Consider the following 15,728-nt stretch of genomic DNA (forward strand, 5'->3'; position numbering starts at 1 on the left):
GAGGGAACTGTGTGGTCCGGATGTTTTGATAAAGTTGTACGACCTGTTTGAAGCAACTTCGCTGCGTCTGCGTCAGGTAGCTTCGTCTCGCAGAGCCGTCATTCGTTGAAAGTTACTCGATGTCTCGTATGCGGACAAACCCGCCTTTCGCAGCCGCGGCTATTGCTCGTGCAGAAGGTCTTCGCTCCTGCGGCACGCCTATCCTTGCGATGCAGCACAACTCTCCGAAACAGTCATTCACTAAGAACAATTTTGCCGAATTCCAAACTGCCTTTTTTGCTGCAACCTGAACCGACCATTGAGGAGCGGACGAGGTGAGCACGCACTGCGGTTTCTCGAAGGGCTGGTTCGAGAATAACCTCAAGACACGATAGTCGAAGAAGTTAGATCCAATGACACGCATCACTAATTTAATATTTCAGGCCCCAATCATGGCCATCTTGTTCAATGTCATATCGTGCATCCTATAGCCTGGCTGGTGGCGGCATGCGAATGGAATTCAGTGAATTCGAACGCCTGTTAAAACTGGCGTAGGTGGAATGTGGCGGCGACATTTACAGGTAAGACAACTGAAGAAAGGCAGCAGTTAAGCCACGGGATGGATCAATTGTCCAAGAATGTTACCACGGTTTCCCTTAAAGCGTCCCAATCGGTGAACTCCCGAGCACCGTCCCTTGGATCGATCTTTTGATCCTTTAAGACAACATGCTGAACGATCTCTTCTTCAAAATACCCATAGTTGTCAGGCTGCACAGCGCCCGCAACCAAAGCCGTTAGGTCAGGTTCAAAATGCGTACGCATCAGCATTTCGGTGAGATAGTCCCAGGCGTCTTCCTGGCCTCTTGCAAAAGCCGCCTTTAGGCCTACCGAAAGCACTAGCGACTTCCGGGACGCAAGCGCGTCTCTGTGCGTTTCAACAAACGCTTCGAATAGCTTAGGGTGCCGGCGTTCATGGACAGGAGCCGCAAGAATGACCCTGTCCACACCTGTCAGGGACACGTGTCGTATCTGATCTCCGGTGTTGATCAGTATTGTATCGTAGCCGGCTTTTCTTGTGACATCGTTGATAAAACGAGCAATCTTTGCAGTCTGACCTTCAACGGTGCCGTAGGCAATCAGCACTGTCATTTCGATCCTCCCGTAAATCGATCCGAAAAGCGCACCAACTATGCCGAAACCTTTCGCTTCAGCCCTTGATCTCAATCAAAAGTGACTGTCTTGCCAAGTTATTTGGACGCGGGTGCGGCGTCGTTTGGTCGGCTCATGCGGTTCTGGAAAGCGCGACAGCTATCGCCAGCCAAAATCCAGTTCGTATGATCATTGCTCCGACGGTTCGCCATTCAAACGGCGTTCCAATAAGAGCCACAACTACAAGAACAGCGAACACCAATAGTGTAGATAATCCAATCACCCAGGCAATTCGATGAGCCCAGATTAAGGATTTATAGAGCGCGAATGCGCCCAGCAGATAGACGAACCCAGCCAGAAAATTGAACCAAAGCACGAGTGGAACTGCATCTCCAACTGCTGCTTTAGCGGCGGCACCCCCAAACAGGGCCGTTCCGCCGGAGAATATTGTCAGGAGACCGAAGAATGCCGCGGCTATTGCAGCTGGGCGAATCCAAGGCGGAGAGGGCTGCATAGTCGTTATCCTCAGGAATTAAATTGAATTTCGTGTCGTAGGAAAGCTGCCAACCTCGCCAAAGGGACTGAAAAGCACGTCCATAATAGCAATTCTTCTCGCCATTACTCTTGATCTTTATCATTGGACCCAAATTGACACCCTTTGAACAAAGCAGTGCCTGCGGGAGGCTTTTTGCAGTAAAAATACGCTGTCGCCCCTTTGGCGCGACTAGCTTGCAGCTCCAACGGTCATTAAATTTGTTCGGTTACCGTGAATCTTCTGGAAATGGACGGACGGCTACGCTCGAATTTGCAGCGAAAAGTGTTGATTTGAGTCAATGCTAGTTGCTGCAAGTTCACCCATACTGCCCCCTCACAAAGGAGGGAGTGCGACATGTTCAAAATAATTGTGGTTGGCTTGGATGGATCAGAGGCGTCAGAAGCAGCTCTACGCGTTGCCTGTGATATCTCAAGCAAATATGGCTCCCAAATTCACCTTGTCCATACACCTCAGCCGCAAACCGTGGCTTTCGCAATGGGCGCTGTTGCTGGCTATCACGCCGTCACGACAATGCCTTCAGACGAAGAGGTTCAGCAAGCAACAGATAAGATCATTTCCGCGGGCAAAGAGATTGCCAAAGAATACAATCAGACGGTTTCGCAAACGCATACCCAACGCGGTGATCCGGTCGACGAGATCATTGCATGCGCCGAGCAATGCAATGCTGACTTGATTGTGACGGGCCGCCGCGGATTGGGAAGCATTGGTAGCCTGATTCAAGGGAGCACGTCTCAAGGCATCAGTCGGAATGCCACTTGTGCGGTTTTGACCGTTGCCTAAAATTCAAACTTGGTCCCAATCGGCACAAAAACGATGACGATCAATAAGCTTTGCATTGAAGTCTCGTGGCAGAATTAAGTTTCGATGGCTACCCCGTGACGCTGAACTCCCGACTGTGAAAATGGAGTCAGATATCCACTGCTTCATGACGGTGGCACGAAAACGGAGGCTGAAACAGAGGTCATGGGTGCCTGTGGCGATGACCGGAGACCAAACTGTGTTAGGCGAAACTACCCGAACTGTGGCGGAACAGATGAACTTCCCCTTCTTATTTGTGCATTGGTTCAAGGTCAGAAGATAGACTGTACAATCCCTGATACGTAAATCCGTGCTAACTTTGGAGCCCGACATGAACACTCCGCGCCTGTTCGACGCTCATAAACCCTCTGAAATTGCGACATTAGTTGAGACTGCTGGGGTCACAAAGGCAAAGTTGCCATTGGCACCCATGTTCGTTCTTGCGATGCTGGCCGGGGCATTCATAGGGTTTGGCGCAGCGGCCTATACGATGGCGGTTACTGGCGCAGACAGCGCTGCGGGGCCGATCCGCGTTCTGGGTGGCGCGGTGTTTTCCCTGGGCCTTATCCTGGTGATCGCAGGTGGTGCAGAATTATTCACCGGCAATGTTTTGATGGTGATCGCAGCGGTCGACCGCAAGATACCACTGCGACTGCTGTTTCGAAGCTGGGGCATCGTCTACGCCGGAAACTTCGTGGGCGCCCTCGGGCTTGCATTGGCCTTCTCTCTGACCGGTTTGCTCGAGGGGCCGATGGGCAATACCGCCGTGGTGATAGCCGATGCCAAAGCGGGGTTGGAACCGATGGAGGCCTTCGCCCGTGGCGCACTGTGCAACGGGTTGGTATGCCTTGCTGTATGGCTGTCCTTTGCCGCCCGCAGCGTTGCCGGCAAAGTTCTCGCTGTTTTGTGGCCCGTCACTGCTTTTGTGTTGCTGGGACTCGAGCATTCGATTGCGAACATGTTTTTCTTCCCGCAGGGTTGGGCGGCGGGGGCAACTGTGCCGGTTTTCTCAGTGGCGACCAATTTATTGTGGGTTACTCTGGGCAACATTGTCGGCGGGGCGGGAGGAGTCGCCTTGGCCTACTGGTTTGCTTACCTTGGCGCTACTAAAGGGTAAGACCCACTTCTTCGATCACTGCGCCCGCCAGAACAAAACGATCGGTTTAAGTTGGTTTTGAAGGCGTTGTCTAATTGTGCAGCCCAAAACAAGCTTTTCCTGCACTTAATAGTCTAGATGCCAGGAGCATGGTTGTCTTCGTGGTCGATATCGGTTGTCGCATGATGGTGCAACACAAGGGGAAGCGACACAGGCTTGCCTAAGTCCGCTGATCGGGATGCGAGCCAGTTGATCAGTCAGATATGAGAGTTGGATGCGGAGGTAACTCACCGACCACGAGGCAGGAAGATGGCGCGTTGGCTGATGACGGTGCCGGGAATTGGGCCGTTCTTTGCCACTGCACTAGTTGCCCTCTCGTTCCCGAACTGGATTCTTCGCCAACATCTAAATTCATTGATCCTCGTCAAGATTGGAAAAGGCAAGATGTGATACAGTTGATGCCTAAAATGAGGGCTATCATGGAAGAATTAGTCGATATTGGAAGAACATTTGTTCAGGCGATGCGTAATCGCAGGGGCCTTGCAAATGTTGATGAAATGTATGCCGAGAACGCTCAATCCATAGAAGCGGTTGTGCCTCCGGTTCGGCAGTTTCGCATCACCAAAGGCCGTGATGCTATCAAAGGGAAAAGAGAGGATTGGCTGGCAGCTCATGAAATCATCGAATTTGACGTCGATGGCCCCTATGTTCATCCCCCAAACCGCTTCAGTGTGCAATATAAGGCTGTCGTAAAGCAGAAGGAAACTGGGCAACGTATCACCTTGAGTGAGATTGCAGTTTATTCAGTAGCAGACGGAAAGATTGTACTGGAAGAGTTCTTCATGTTGCCGAAGTAGCAGCGGCAACCCGCAATACTGACGCAGTGTTGATTTCATCCGCACGCTGGAAGTGTGACTTGTAAGTGCTTTGACACGATGGATGGACAATTGGGCATTTGTTTCGACCGCGTGATGCTTGCCCATGCGCAACAATTCCGTCAGTTCGGCGCAACCGAAATCTAAAGTCACGCCGTGAAATCCGCATTGAGCCATTGATGCGGGTTAACAATCAGACTGCTGCGCCGGTTTTCTACCCGAGTTTGGCCTGAACAACCCTCTAAAGGGCTCTGTTTGATCCAAAACAAAGCGTTTTGCGGGGTTTGAGATAACGTCACCTAGTAGCTTTAACCGCGGTACGCCAGATCATGAAAAAGAATGTGCGCGCAATACTGATCGTCGTAATGCTCCTTCTCGCAGGTGCGGCGTTGTACATATTCGTTTCAGAAGACAGCAGTGAATTGCCAGTTGGATTTGTACAGGGCAATGGACGGATAGAGGCCGAACAAGTGGAAATTGCCCCCACTTTCGCAGGGCGGGTTGCACAGGTTTTGGCGGCAGAAGGCAACTTGGTTGTTGTGGGTGAACTGTTGGTCGAGATGGACACCGATGAACTGTCTGCAGCGCTTGATCGCGCCAAAGCCGAAGTAGCATTGGCGCGTCAAGCCAAGGCCGAAGCCGAGGCTGTTGTTGTCCAACGAGAAAGCCAACAGCGTCGCGCGGCGCAGGAACTGGAACGGGCAAAGGCACTGTTGGCCGGTCAAAACATTTCGATGACAGTCTTTGAAGATCGCGAAACCGCATTTCAGGTTGCCGACGCCGTTCTGGGTGCCGCCAAGGCCCGGGTTGCAACCTCGGACAGCCAGATCGCGGCTGCCGAAGCCGAAGTGCGCCGGATCGTCGCCCAGATCGAGGATGCTTCGCTTGTTGCCCCTATGCCGGGGCGCATTCTTTACAGACTGGCTGAGCCCGGTGAAGTTGTTGGCGCGGGTGAGCCGATCCTTACGCTTCTCAGCTTAGAAAACGTCTATATGGACGTGTACCTGCCCGCACGCGAAGCGGGGTTGCTGCCCATCGGGGCTGAGGCGCGCATCGTACTTGATGCCTTGCCGGATTTTGCCGTTCCTGCAACCGTCACTTTTGTATCCCCCGAAGCCCAGTTCACTCCGAAGCAGGTAGAAACATTGAGCGAGCGTGAACAGTTGGTCTTTCGCGTTCGAGTTCGCATTCCTGAGGATCTGATCACAGAACGGATCGAACATGTGAAAACCGGCCTTCGCGGTATCGCTGTGATCAGGCTTTCTTCTGACAGTGTATGGCCGGAATATCTGGAAAGGCGGATTCCACCCGAACTGTTCGAATGAGTTCCCAGGCGGGCACATCTGATTTCTGCGTCAGTGGTGTCACGCATAAGTACCGCCAGCGCATTGCACTCGATAACCTGTCGCTTGATCTGCCGGTTGGTCAGCTTATTGGGTTGATCGGGCCTGACGGGGTTGGCAAATCAACGCTTTTGGGATTGATCACCGGCGCGAAGAAGCTTCAATCCGGCACAATCAATGTTCTCGGAGGCCCAATCGACGACCGTGCCCATCGTCACAAAATCTGCCCTGCGATCGCATTTATGCCGCAGGGGTTGGGCCGGAACCTCTATGCAGAATTGTCGGTGCGCGAGAACCTTGAGTTCTTTTCGCGTTTGTTCGGACAGGGGCAGCAGGAGCGTGACATCCGGATCGCAGCATTGCTATCGGCAACCGGGCTTGCGCCATTCTCTGATCGGCTGATGGGAAAACTCTCGGGCGGCATGAAGCAAAAGCTCGGGCTGTGTTGTGCACTGATCCATGACCCTAAGCTTTTGGTTCTGGATGAGCCGACCACCGGCATCGACCCACTGTCGCGGCGTCAGTTCTGGGCGCTGATCGACGCGGTCCGAGAGGCTACACCCGACCTCTCCATACTGGTTTCGACAGCTTATATGGAAGAAGCCGAACAATTCGACTTTATCGTCGCGATGGATGCCGGGCGCGTGCTTTTCCATGGTTCTCCGGCAGAATTGAAGGGGGAAGCCAGCGATCTTGAAACGTCCTACCGGCGGTTGCAGGCGCACGGAGATCCCCTGATCGCACCAAGGAAAGCGCCCACACATCACCTTGAGGCAGACCCAGTGATCACGGCACGCGGATTGACGCGGCGCTTTGGCGATTTCACGGCAGTCAATAACGTCGAATTCTCGATCAAACGTGGTGAGATTTTCGGCTTCCTCGGGTCGAACGGCTGCGGCAAGTCGACCACCATGAAAATGCTGACAGGTCTTCTGCCCGCAAGTGACGGTGAGGCGCTACTGTTCGGAAGACCGGTTGATGCACGCGACCTGAGGATGCGACGCGAGATTGGCTATATGAGTCAGGCATTCTCGCTTTATGGCGAGTTGACCGTTCGGCAGAACCTCCAGCTACATGCCCGCATCTTTGCGATCACGGACCGCGATAGGCGTATCGATGAACTGGCGGAACGCTTTGGCCTGATTGCACATATGGACATGCTGGCCACGGCGCTGCCACTTGGCATCAAGCAACGTCTCTCCCTGGCGGTCGCTGTGATCCACCGACCTCGCGTACTGATCCTGGATGAACCAACTTCAGGGGTGGATCCTGAGGCGCGCGACTCGTTTTGGGCATTGCTGATTGAGCTTTCGAGAGATGAAGAAGTGACGATTTTCGTCTCGACCCATTTCATGGCCGAAGCAGAGCGCTGTGATCGGGTGTCGTTCATGCACGCGGGCCGTGTTCTGGCTGAGGGAACACCGGATGAGTTGATCGCCGGGGCACAGGTAGACAGTCTGGAAGAAGCATTTGTCACGGTATTGAAGGCAGCTGACCCTCCGGCACCGGTGAAAGCTCCTGAGGCATCGGTTCATGCCCTTGATGACAGCGCTGGCGGGGGTATCAGGCGCACACTGGCATACACGAAGCGTGAAACCATCGAGATTTTGCGCGACCGCGTGCGTTTGGCGTTTGCGTTCCTGGGCTCGGTGATCCTGATGCTGGTCTTTTGCTATGGGATTACGCTGGACATCGAAGAACTGGATTTCGCGGTACTGGATTTGTCACAGGGGCCAGAAAGCCGCGCCTACATTGCAGAGATTTCAGGATCGCGCTACTTCAACCCAACGCAGCCACTGACGAGTATCGATGAGGGCCATGAACGGCTGGCCCGAGGAGATGCCTCGCTGGTTGTCGAACTCCCACCTGACTTTGGGCGCAAGATCCGCTCTGTTGAAGCAACGGACGTGCTCGCAATTGTGGACGGCGCAATTCCGTTCAAAGGCGAGACTGTAGAAGGCTATGTGGCGGGGCTCCACAATACCTTTTTGGCGGCAATGGCCCGCCAAAACGGTGTGCATCCGGTCGAGATCGCCCGTATCGAGCCACGCTTCAGGTACAATCAGAGTTTCGAGAGTATTGCCGCAATGGCCCCGGCCATGCCTGCGATCCTTTTGATAATGTTACCGGCAGTTCTGATGGCGGTCAGCGTCGCACGTGAAAAAGAGTTGGGAACAATCACCAATTTCTATGCGACGCCAACGACGCGGCTTGAGTTTCTGGTTGGCAAGCAAATCCCTTATATCGCAATCGCGTTCGCCAATTTCCTGCTCTTGGCCGGAATGACGGTCCTTGTTTTTGATGTACCGCTCAAAGGCAACCCGGCTCCCCTGGCAATCGGCGCGTTGCTGTATGTCTGGGCGACCACATCTTATGGGCTGCTCATTGCGACCATGACCTCAAGCCAGGTGGCCGCTACCTTCGCCACCGCCATCGCCTCGGTCGTACCTACGATTCAGTTCTCGGGCCTGCTGCAGCCGGTTTCAACGCTTGAAGGCGGCGCGCAAACAATCGGATCGCTCTGGCCGTCATCCTACTTCCTGCATCTGAATGTCGGTGCATTCACCAAAGGGCTGGGCTGGGATGCGCTTGCCCCTGATCTTCTGGCCCTGGCCTGTTTCGGACCGGTGCTGACGTTGATCGCTGCCCTTTTACTTCGAGCGCAGGAGAAATGAATGCAACGGTTGTCCTGCATCTTCTGGCTTGGCTTGAAAGAAATGATGAGCCTTCGGCGTGATTGGGTGATGATGGCGCTGCTGGTCTGGTCATTCACGCTGGCACCCGTGATGGAGGCGACGGGGGTTTCGAACTCGGTCAACAATGCCTCCATTGCATTTGCCGATGAGGATGGCTCGCCCCTTTCACGGTCTCTTGCCACGGCATTCTTCCCTCCGGAGTTTCAACCCGTTGTCCAGATCGCACCGGGTACCGGAGCCGAAAAGATGGATGCCGGGCATTTCCTGTTTGTGGTCGCGGTGCCACCAGGGTTCGAGAAAGATGTTCGCGCCGGGCGTTCACCTGAAATCCAGGTTCTGATTGATGCGACGGCGATGGAACAGGCCGGGATTGGCGCAAACTATATCGTCAATATCCTCAGCGCCGAGATCCGTCGCTTTGCCATTGGTGCGGACCTGGCTGAGTCATTGCCCGTCGATATCATCATGCGCAGTGCGTTCAATCCCAACCGTGATACTGTTCGTTTTGCCGGCATCGTGGCGCTCATCGGCCAGATCATGTGGCTGACCACAATCCTCACCGGTGCCGCAATGATCCGCGAGCGTGAACATGGCACAATTGAACACCTGCTTGCGATGCCGCTTACCCCGTTTGACATTGCGATGGCCAAGATTTGGGCAAACGCAGCGGTGGTTCTTGTCGCGGCCGCCTTATCGCTGACCTTTGTTATGCAAGGTTTCCTGGGGATCAACATCGCGGGGTCGAAGGTGTTGTTTCTTTTTGGCACCGCCCTGTTTCTCTTCACAGCAACCGCACTTGGGGTCTTTCTTGCAACGATTGCGCGCTCAATGGCACAGTTCGCGCTTTTGGTAATGCTGACTGTCCTTCCGATGCTGATGCTGTCAGGAGGAGAGACACCGATCGAGGGGCAGCCCGACTGGCTTCAGGTCGGAACATCGATCCTTCCGTCCCGCCATTACATGTCCGCCAGCCAATCCATCATCTTCAAGGGGGCGAGGTTTGAGACGGTCTGGCCAGAGTTCTTATGGATGGCGTTACTCGGCGCAATCCTTCTGGCGTCAAGCCTGATGCTTTTCAGACGCTCGGTGGCGCAATAGAGTCAGATCAGTTTACCCTTTGGCCTGGACGTATGACCGGTAATGCGCCTTGTTTCATTCGGAATACTGATACGGCCGGGTTGTCCTTTTGGCGCGATACCGAGGACGCTTGCTTGCGCAAGATCAAGGTAATTATACGCGTTTTTTGCAATAATACCGCCTCCCCCCAATCGCACCAAAGGAGGAGGATCAGAAAATGCTTGAAGACAAAAATACCCCGCAACTGTTTGCTGGAACACATCCGCTCTCTAATAATTTTCGACGCGAAATGGAATCCATGATGTCGCGTTTTTTCGGGGGCGCAGCGCCATTCCTTCCGCTGGAAACAGCCGCGCAACGCACGGGCTTCCCGTCGTTGGACATGACGGGTGCGATTTCGCCGGCGATTGACATCCACGAAACGGATACAGCGATCGTTCTCACGGCTGAATTGCCGGGTCTCAAAGAAGACGACGTCGAAGTCGAAATCAAAGACCGTAGATTGACGCTGCGGGGCCAGAAGAATGTTACGCATGATGACACAGGCGATCTGCGCGTTAGCGAGAGAAGCTATGGCAGTTTCACCCGGACAATGACGCTGCCTGATGCAGTCGATATCGAGGAGATTTCCGCTGCGTTCGACAAAGGTGTCCTGCACGTCACGATGCCGAAAACCGAACCTCAGGATCCCAGCCGGAAGATCAAGGTCTCATCGAAATAGGCGCAATGGAGGCGCACACGCAACCTTCATGGTCCGGGCAGCATGCGCGGACCCTTGGTGTTCTTAAAACGAGCACACTATTGCCCACCATAGCGGTTTCACTGCTGCGCATGATAATGTGCCAATAGGGCTAGAGTACTGAGATGGACAATGCGGACGCCGGACAAAAGCGATGTGGAAACTGAAACGGGCGATGTCCGTGCATTTCTGGAGAGCTTGACGGGGCCGTCCCGCGGAACCGTTACCTGGCTTGTCGGCAACGCTTTGGCTGCTTCGGTGGGTCCTGATCGTATCCTGAAGTTCAGGCGAAAAGAGGATTTGCCCCCGCATGACGAAGACGTGGCAACGATTCAGTGGTCGCAAGGCGGTTACGCGCTAAACGCTTTGCCTGGCCGGGATATCTGGGTCAATGGTCAAAAAACTGCTTCGGCAGTTCTTGGGCATGGCGACATGATTGAGTTCGGTGCAGAGGGGCCCATGTCGCGCTACAGGGTGTGTGACCACTCATTCCCGGCACATCACACGGTCGAAGACATAATAAGTGACGCTTATGTGTATGCGCGCTCCAGCCGACGACCCTTCGCCAGAAAAATGTCCGGTGCGCTGCGCGAAGGCGGGCGTCGGCTGACATCACAAACCACGGTTTTGTTCAGGGTTACCGTTATCGGTGTGCTTCTTCTGATCTTTGCCTTTGGCTATTTGCTTTTTCAGAACGATCGGAAGCTGGCGGACAGCCTTAAACAGGAGTCTCTCAAGATCGAGGCGGTTGCTGTCATGCTTACGCAGACGCGAGAAGATGCACTGACGGCGGATGATCTGGTCGCGCTCAGAGAAGCGTTTGACAACCAGGTGATTTCCACCGAGCAGCGCCTTGGCACTTTGGAAGAACGCGCTGGTGCGTCAAGGCGAGTTATCACAGCCTCGACGCGATCTATTGCCTTTATCCAGGGTGCTTACGGATTGCGACAGACCGAAAGCGGCAAATTGCTGCGGCATGTGCTTGGCCCGGACGGGGAGAAACTAAAAACTCCATTCGGAAAACCATGGATTGAGCCAGATGCGGAAGGCGCGCCGGCAGAATTTCAGTTCACCGGAACCGGGTTTCTATTGCAGGACACCTCTCTTTTGGTGACCAACCGTCATGTCGCCTTGCCCTGGACGACCGGGGATCGGGCGCAGGCCCTGAAGGCAGCAGGGCTTGAAGCCGAGATACTTAGCCTGCTGGCTTATCTTCCAGAACAATCCAAGCCAATGGAAGCGGTATTGCTTAGGGCAAGCAAAACGGCCGATCTGGCGCTTCTGTCCGTTGATGCGAACCGTGTTCAAGGGCTTGGACTCTCACTGGCACCTCACCCGACGCGAGCAGGTGAAGAAGTTTTCTTGCTTGGATTTCCGACTGGCCTTAAGGCCTTGATTGTGCAGGCTGGGCCGGATTTTCTGAAAACGCTTGAGAGAGACGGCGCCGTCGATTTCTGGACTATTGCAAAACACCTTTCAGAGCAGAACAAAATCAGGCCTCTGGCCAGCCGGGGGATCGTCGCCCAGACCAGCCCCGGTGCAGTCGTTTATGATGCTGAAACCACAACCGGCGGAAGCGGCGGACCTGCCCTTAACCGAAACGGCGAGGTGGTTGCTATCAATGCCGCGATCTTACCCGAATTTGGCGGCTCGAATATTGGCGTTCCGGTGTCACACCTCAAGATACTTCTCGATGAAAGCGATTGATCCGCATATTCAATCGCGCGTCTGATAAGGCGAGTTTTGCACCAGAAAAACCACAGCCAGTGGGATGATGACAGAGATCAAGCCCACGGTAATCAGCAAGTTCCCCAAATGGCTATAGTCAGCGACGGAGGCAACGGAACCCGTTCTGGGATCGGTAACCACGCGGGTAACGGTAAAGATCTGATTCAGGTATTTTGTACCGAGACTGCTTGCTGACAATGCCATGTTGGTGAACGAAGCCATGACCGCAAAAAAGGTAGCCTTCAGATGTGTTGGGGCGTTGCGCGCGATCCAAGCCAACATTGGGACCATCGCGATCTGACCCAGCGGTGACTCAACGGCTGTGTCAAGAATGGCGATAAACCTTGCATCCACGACCCCACCTGTGCGCGCGGCCGTCCATTCATGCACCCCGTAGTACAAGGCAAGGTTTGGCAGGGACAGCACTCCGGCGGCAATCGTGAGTAACACTACAACCTGCGCAATCGAACGACTTGCCATAAACGGCCTGAGGATAATAAGGCCAAGCAGAGCAAGTAGTGAGGTCAGAAGCGCTAGAATGGCCAGGAACTGTTCGTCAAACCCAAGCTCGTCGATCTCGAACCAGGTCAGGCCCGGTCCTGGCAAGGGAACTGCTCGAAAAACGAATATGATAGTTGCTGTCCCGATCAGAACTTTGGCCTGTTTCGACTCCAGCTCTCTCAGCAAACGCGACATGAGGTAGAGAATGACCGTGAGCGACACCGCAAAAACGGTCTCTTGCGCGAAGGCAAAATTTGCGGTTCCCAACACTATACTGAGAACAACAAACGCAAGTCCGCCCAGCAGTATCGGCCACCTGACTTCGGTGGTTTGATCTGGTCTGTGCAGAAGGTGTCCTCGACGAACGAGGCGACGCTGTATCAGAGCGTGAAGAACCACTCCACTGACAGACAACAGTGGGATAGCCAGGGCAATGAGATAGACCCGCCCGTAGAGAACCAAACGATCGGCTTGCTCCAGATTTTCCGCCCCCGAAAAAATCCAGATGTTAACCGCGGCGACCCCTGCAAACCCGGATATGATCGCAATCCTGCCGAGGGTCTGCATGGTGGTGTGCCGGGCACGAACTTCGTCCTGAATAAACGCGCGTCCGTCTCGGTCCGATTGCGGCACTGCTTCGACTGTCATGGCGTCAGCAACGACATCCTGAATGGCATAACCTGAAGGAGCCAACATCAAGGCAACGACGTACCAATCCTCAAGTGGCATAATGCCGGCCATTTGGTCAGGCGCAGCCACAAGCCTGTACATGATGAGCAATGACGCCGTGATAAAGGATGCGCCAACAACAATCAGCAGGGATTTCCAGCGCCAGAACAGATCAACTAGATGACCCAGCGGCATTTTTAGAATCCACGGCAACCCGGCCCAGAATGCCAATCCCGCAACAAAAGCGGCGGATAGATTCAGATAGTCCTTAAGAAAAAACGCACCGACGACGGATGTTAGCCCCGAAACCCCGGCCGCAAAGTAAACCATCAATGGTGGCAGGTAAGACCATTGCAATTGCGCGACCAGATCAACGAAAGTCCGGTGCCACCAGCCTGAAATCCGCCTTCCAAGTGTTGATCGGTCAGTGTTCATGCGTCAGTCGGACCCCGTTCTGATGACCCTGTACTGTCGGTTTTCCTCTCAGAGAAATCCGGCACCAAAAAGCAGAGCGCTGGTCAGCACCCCAAGGATTGGCACAACAAGAGGTACGCGGAAATGTTCCCGAGTTGACCCTGGCCGGGACTTCAGCAATATCAGCGAGATGTTGACCAAAACAAACACTCCCAAAACGATCTGGGATGTGCGTTCCGCCAGTATGCCGATTGGCAAAGTTTGCGTCAGCAGAAGAATTATCGCAACTACCAACAGGGTTGCGACGACCGGTGTTTGGGTAACCTGCGGGACAGTCGCCAGTATTTTCGGAAGATGATCCCGGTCGGCAAGACCATAGATCACCCGCGACGCCATAATCATCTGGATCAGGACGCCATTGATTGTTGCAACGACTGCGACTGCGGCGAACCCCTGTTTAATCACTTCGGGTGCGTCGAAGAAAACCAGCGTGAGTGGGGCGGCCGAGGTCGACAAGGTATCGATAGGAACAACGAGCAGGACCGTGATCGAGGTCGCTAGATACAAACCCGTCGCCAGAACGAGCGTCAAAAGGATAGCCTTTGGAATTGTGTGGGTTGGGTCTTTTACCTCTTCGGCGACGTTTGCCATGTCCTCAAAGCCGACAAAGGCAAAAAATGCCAGCAGAGATGCCGCCATAATACCGCGCCAGGTACTGAGCTCGAGTCCCGGAATCATCTCACTAATTTCATGGCCTTGCGGTTCCTGCACAGACATGCCCCAGCCAATCACAAAAAGAAGCCCCGCGATCTCGATGACCGTGATCACGGCTGCCACAAATACCGATTGTGTAATGCCCCAGGTTGCAATCAGCCCCATGACCGACACAACACCGATCGTAAGCAATGCGGTGCCAAGCCCCGTCAGGGTGTGAAGGTATGAGGCCGCCCCAATCGCAACAGCGGAGGCTGAAATAATCCCAGACGCAGCAACGGCAAGACCGATTAGAACCGCCATCCAGCCCCTTTGAAATCCCGCTTCAACGTATGCCGCTTCACCCGCGCTTACGGGATAGCGTGTCGCGAGTTCGGCGTACGACAAAGCCGTCAGCGAAACGACGAGCGCTGCAACAAGAAACGAAACTGCAGCATAAGGGCCCGCGGCCTCGGCGGTTGCGCCGACGAGCACATAAATTCCCGCACCGACGGTAACACCGAGCCCATATAATGTAAGCAACGGGGTGGTGAGAGAACGTCGGAGTTTAGGGGACGGTGGATCAACTGTATGCATTCACCTCACTCCTTGATGGGCAATTGCCGGGTTACCGAAGCTGTGCCGCAAACAAGCACCCCGATGATAAACCAAGGGCTCATCACCGCTCATGCCGAGCTTCTTCTGAAACATTCATACTTTGAAATGTAATTCTTTATTTGGCATTGATCTATATCATCAGGCGCTAAGACTGATCAGAGAGGCGGATCCGAATGCTGCGACCGTCGTTTCGTGATGGTTTTTCCCAGCTGGTACTCAAAGGTTGAATATGAGCGAGATCAATGAAGCATTCATTCGATATCGCGTATTTTCAACTCGAAATGCTGATCTCGGAGGAGGAACAGATGCTAGTTTGTCGCGGACTTCTTTTGTCAATATTTGCTGCAAGTGCTGCACTGGCGCAGGATATTGACCTTCAAAATGGGCACGATCTCTACAGAACTTATTGTTGGCAATGCCATGGTTTCGAGGCCACAGGAGATGGTCCAATGGCGGAGATGCTGGCGATAAGGACACCTGATCTGACGAGGCTCGCGGCCCAAAACGACGGTGTTTTTCCGATTGAGGCGGTGGCGCGTCAAATTGATGGTCGCGCACCATTGCTCGCGCATGGTGGAGAAATGCCCATTTTTGGACCAGCTTTGGATTCGGATCAAAAAGTTGCGCTGACGATGCCTGACGGCCAACCGATGTTCGCAGGTGTGCCGTTGGCGAATGTGATTGCGTATCTTGAGGCTATACAGACCGAATAGGTTGGCACAAAGTCCACCCTTGGATTGCAGGACACCACTACCACGTTTGCCGGCGGTGGTTGATTTACATTAAGGCAAGTTTCC

14 protein-coding genes are annotated in these 15,728 nt (G+C 54.0%); 10 read left to right on the plus strand and 4 right to left on the minus strand.

The genetic code is table 11. The features are described from left to right. Nucleotides 1-603: 603 nt before the first annotated feature. Both ACR0JB_RS17165 and ACR0JB_RS17170 read right to left on the minus strand, forming a co-directional pair. A complete protein-coding gene (locus ACR0JB_RS17165) occupies nt 604-1,128 on the minus strand; it encodes a flavodoxin domain-containing protein (RefSeq protein ID WP_058283452.1) in 525 nt (174 codons plus the stop codon). 133 nt (nt 1,129-1,261) lie between these two features. Further along, nucleotides 1,262-1,642 carry a hypothetical protein gene (locus ACR0JB_RS17170; RefSeq protein ID WP_170397487.1) on the minus strand — a complete coding sequence of 127 codons (381 nt, stop codon included), beginning with the start codon at nt 1,640-1,642 and terminating at the stop codon, nt 1,262-1,264. 375 nt (nt 1,643-2,017) lie between these two features. Here ACR0JB_RS17170 and ACR0JB_RS17175 point away from each other — a divergent pair, with 375 nt between their 5' ends. The 9 genes from ACR0JB_RS17175 to ACR0JB_RS17215 all read left to right on the plus strand — a co-directional run bounded on the left by ACR0JB_RS17175 (nt 2,018) and on the right by ACR0JB_RS17215 (nt 12,015). Continuing rightward, on the plus strand, nt 2,018-2,464 hold the full coding sequence (locus ACR0JB_RS17175; RefSeq protein WP_480790109.1) for a universal stress protein: 447 nt from the start codon (nt 2,018-2,020) through the stop codon (nt 2,462-2,464). Nucleotides 2,465-2,813: 349 nt separating this feature from the next. After that, nucleotides 2,814-3,599 (plus strand): formate/nitrite transporter family protein, encoded by a 786-nt coding sequence (locus tag ACR0JB_RS17180; protein WP_480790110.1) that lies wholly within the window; start codon nt 2,814-2,816, stop codon nt 3,597-3,599. Nucleotides 3,600-3,887: 288 nt separating this feature from the next. Continuing rightward, on the plus strand, nt 3,888-4,028 hold the full coding sequence (locus ACR0JB_RS17185) for a hypothetical protein (RefSeq protein ID WP_170377371.1): 141 nt from the start codon (nt 3,888-3,890) through the stop codon (nt 4,026-4,028). Nucleotides 4,029-4,057: 29 nt separating this feature from the next. After that, the gene (locus tag ACR0JB_RS17190; RefSeq protein WP_425081532.1) at nt 4,058-4,435 is read left to right on the plus strand and encodes a SnoaL-like domain-containing protein; all 378 of its coding nucleotides are present in this window, start codon (nt 4,058-4,060) and stop codon (nt 4,433-4,435) included. Nucleotides 4,436-4,782: 347 nt separating this feature from the next. After that, nucleotides 4,783-5,778 (plus strand): HlyD family secretion protein, encoded by a 996-nt coding sequence (locus tag ACR0JB_RS17195; RefSeq protein WP_170359684.1) that lies wholly within the window; start codon nt 4,783-4,785, stop codon nt 5,776-5,778. Continuing rightward, nucleotides 5,775-8,471, plus strand: a complete 2,697-nt coding sequence (gene rbbA / locus ACR0JB_RS17200; RefSeq protein WP_226688891.1) for a ribosome-associated ATPase/putative transporter RbbA — start codon at nt 5,775-5,777, stop codon at nt 8,469-8,471. The genes ACR0JB_RS17195 and rbbA overlap by 4 nt, the downstream gene beginning before the upstream one ends. Then, the gene (locus tag ACR0JB_RS17205) at nt 8,472-9,590 is read left to right on the plus strand and encodes an ABC transporter permease (RefSeq protein WP_480790111.1); all 1,119 of its coding nucleotides are present in this window, start codon (nt 8,472-8,474) and stop codon (nt 9,588-9,590) included. Nucleotides 9,591-9,786: 196 nt separating this feature from the next. Then, nucleotides 9,787-10,290, plus strand: coding sequence for an Hsp20/alpha crystallin family protein (locus ACR0JB_RS17210; RefSeq protein ID WP_170397478.1), 504 nt, complete (start codon nt 9,787-9,789; stop codon nt 10,288-10,290). A 150-nt stretch (nt 10,291-10,440) separates the two neighbouring features. Beyond that, nucleotides 10,441-12,015 (plus strand): trypsin-like peptidase domain-containing protein, encoded by a 1,575-nt coding sequence (locus ACR0JB_RS17215; protein ID WP_170397476.1) that lies wholly within the window; start codon nt 10,441-10,443, stop codon nt 12,013-12,015. Nucleotides 12,016-12,024: 9 nt separating this feature from the next. Here ACR0JB_RS17215 and ACR0JB_RS17220 read toward each other — a convergent pair whose 3' ends face one another. Both ACR0JB_RS17220 and ACR0JB_RS17225 read right to left on the minus strand, forming a co-directional pair. Continuing rightward, a complete protein-coding gene (locus ACR0JB_RS17220; protein ID WP_480645288.1) occupies nt 12,025-13,641 on the minus strand; it encodes an MFS transporter in 1,617 nt (538 codons plus the stop codon). A 48-nt stretch (nt 13,642-13,689) separates the two neighbouring features. Continuing rightward, nucleotides 13,690-14,910 (minus strand): APC family permease, encoded by a 1,221-nt coding sequence (locus ACR0JB_RS17225; RefSeq protein WP_170507065.1) that lies wholly within the window; start codon nt 14,908-14,910, stop codon nt 13,690-13,692. A 263-nt stretch (nt 14,911-15,173) separates the two neighbouring features. On the opposite strand from ACR0JB_RS17225, the gene ACR0JB_RS17230 reads away from it, so the two are divergent. Then, nucleotides 15,174-15,644, plus strand: coding sequence for a c-type cytochrome (locus tag ACR0JB_RS17230; RefSeq protein WP_082643718.1), 471 nt, complete (start codon nt 15,174-15,176; stop codon nt 15,642-15,644). Nucleotides 15,645-15,728 lie beyond the last annotated feature (84 nt).

The organism is Ruegeria sp. BI7 (assembly GCF_056537925.1).

What these genes read in the sequence shown, in the direction of transcription:
- ACR0JB_RS17220 (WP_480645288.1), bottom strand. Translation starts at nt 13,641, where the DNA reads ATGAACACTGACCGATCAACACTTGGAAGGCGGATTTCAGGCTGGTGG.
- ACR0JB_RS17175 (WP_480790109.1), top strand. Translation starts at nt 2,018, where the DNA reads ATGTTCAAAATAATTGTGGTTGGCTTGGATGGATCAGAGGCGTCAGAA.
- ACR0JB_RS17225 (WP_170507065.1), bottom strand. Translation starts at nt 14,910, where the DNA reads ATGCATACAGTTGATCCACCGTCCCCTAAACTCCGACGTTCTCTCACC.
- ACR0JB_RS17210 (WP_170397478.1), top strand. Translation starts at nt 9,787, where the DNA reads ATGCTTGAAGACAAAAATACCCCGCAACTGTTTGCTGGAACACATCCG.
- ACR0JB_RS17170 (WP_170397487.1), bottom strand. Translation starts at nt 1,642, where the DNA reads ATGCAGCCCTCTCCGCCTTGGATTCGCCCAGCTGCAATAGCCGCGGCA.
- ACR0JB_RS17215 (WP_170397476.1), top strand. Translation starts at nt 10,441, where the DNA reads ATGCGGACGCCGGACAAAAGCGATGTGGAAACTGAAACGGGCGATGTC.
- rbbA (WP_226688891.1), top strand. Translation starts at nt 5,775, where the DNA reads ATGAGTTCCCAGGCGGGCACATCTGATTTCTGCGTCAGTGGTGTCACG.
- ACR0JB_RS17190 (WP_425081532.1), top strand. Translation starts at nt 4,058, where the DNA reads ATGGAAGAATTAGTCGATATTGGAAGAACATTTGTTCAGGCGATGCGT.
- ACR0JB_RS17195 (WP_170359684.1), top strand. Translation starts at nt 4,783, where the DNA reads ATGAAAAAGAATGTGCGCGCAATACTGATCGTCGTAATGCTCCTTCTC.
- ACR0JB_RS17165 (WP_058283452.1), bottom strand. Translation starts at nt 1,128, where the DNA reads ATGACAGTGCTGATTGCCTACGGCACCGTTGAAGGTCAGACTGCAAAG.
- ACR0JB_RS17185 (WP_170377371.1), top strand. Translation starts at nt 3,888, where the DNA reads ATGGCGCGTTGGCTGATGACGGTGCCGGGAATTGGGCCGTTCTTTGCC.
- ACR0JB_RS17205 (WP_480790111.1), top strand. Translation starts at nt 8,472, where the DNA reads ATGCAACGGTTGTCCTGCATCTTCTGGCTTGGCTTGAAAGAAATGATG.
- ACR0JB_RS17180 (WP_480790110.1), top strand. Translation starts at nt 2,814, where the DNA reads ATGAACACTCCGCGCCTGTTCGACGCTCATAAACCCTCTGAAATTGCG.
- ACR0JB_RS17230 (WP_082643718.1), top strand. Translation starts at nt 15,174, where the DNA reads ATGAAGCATTCATTCGATATCGCGTATTTTCAACTCGAAATGCTGATC.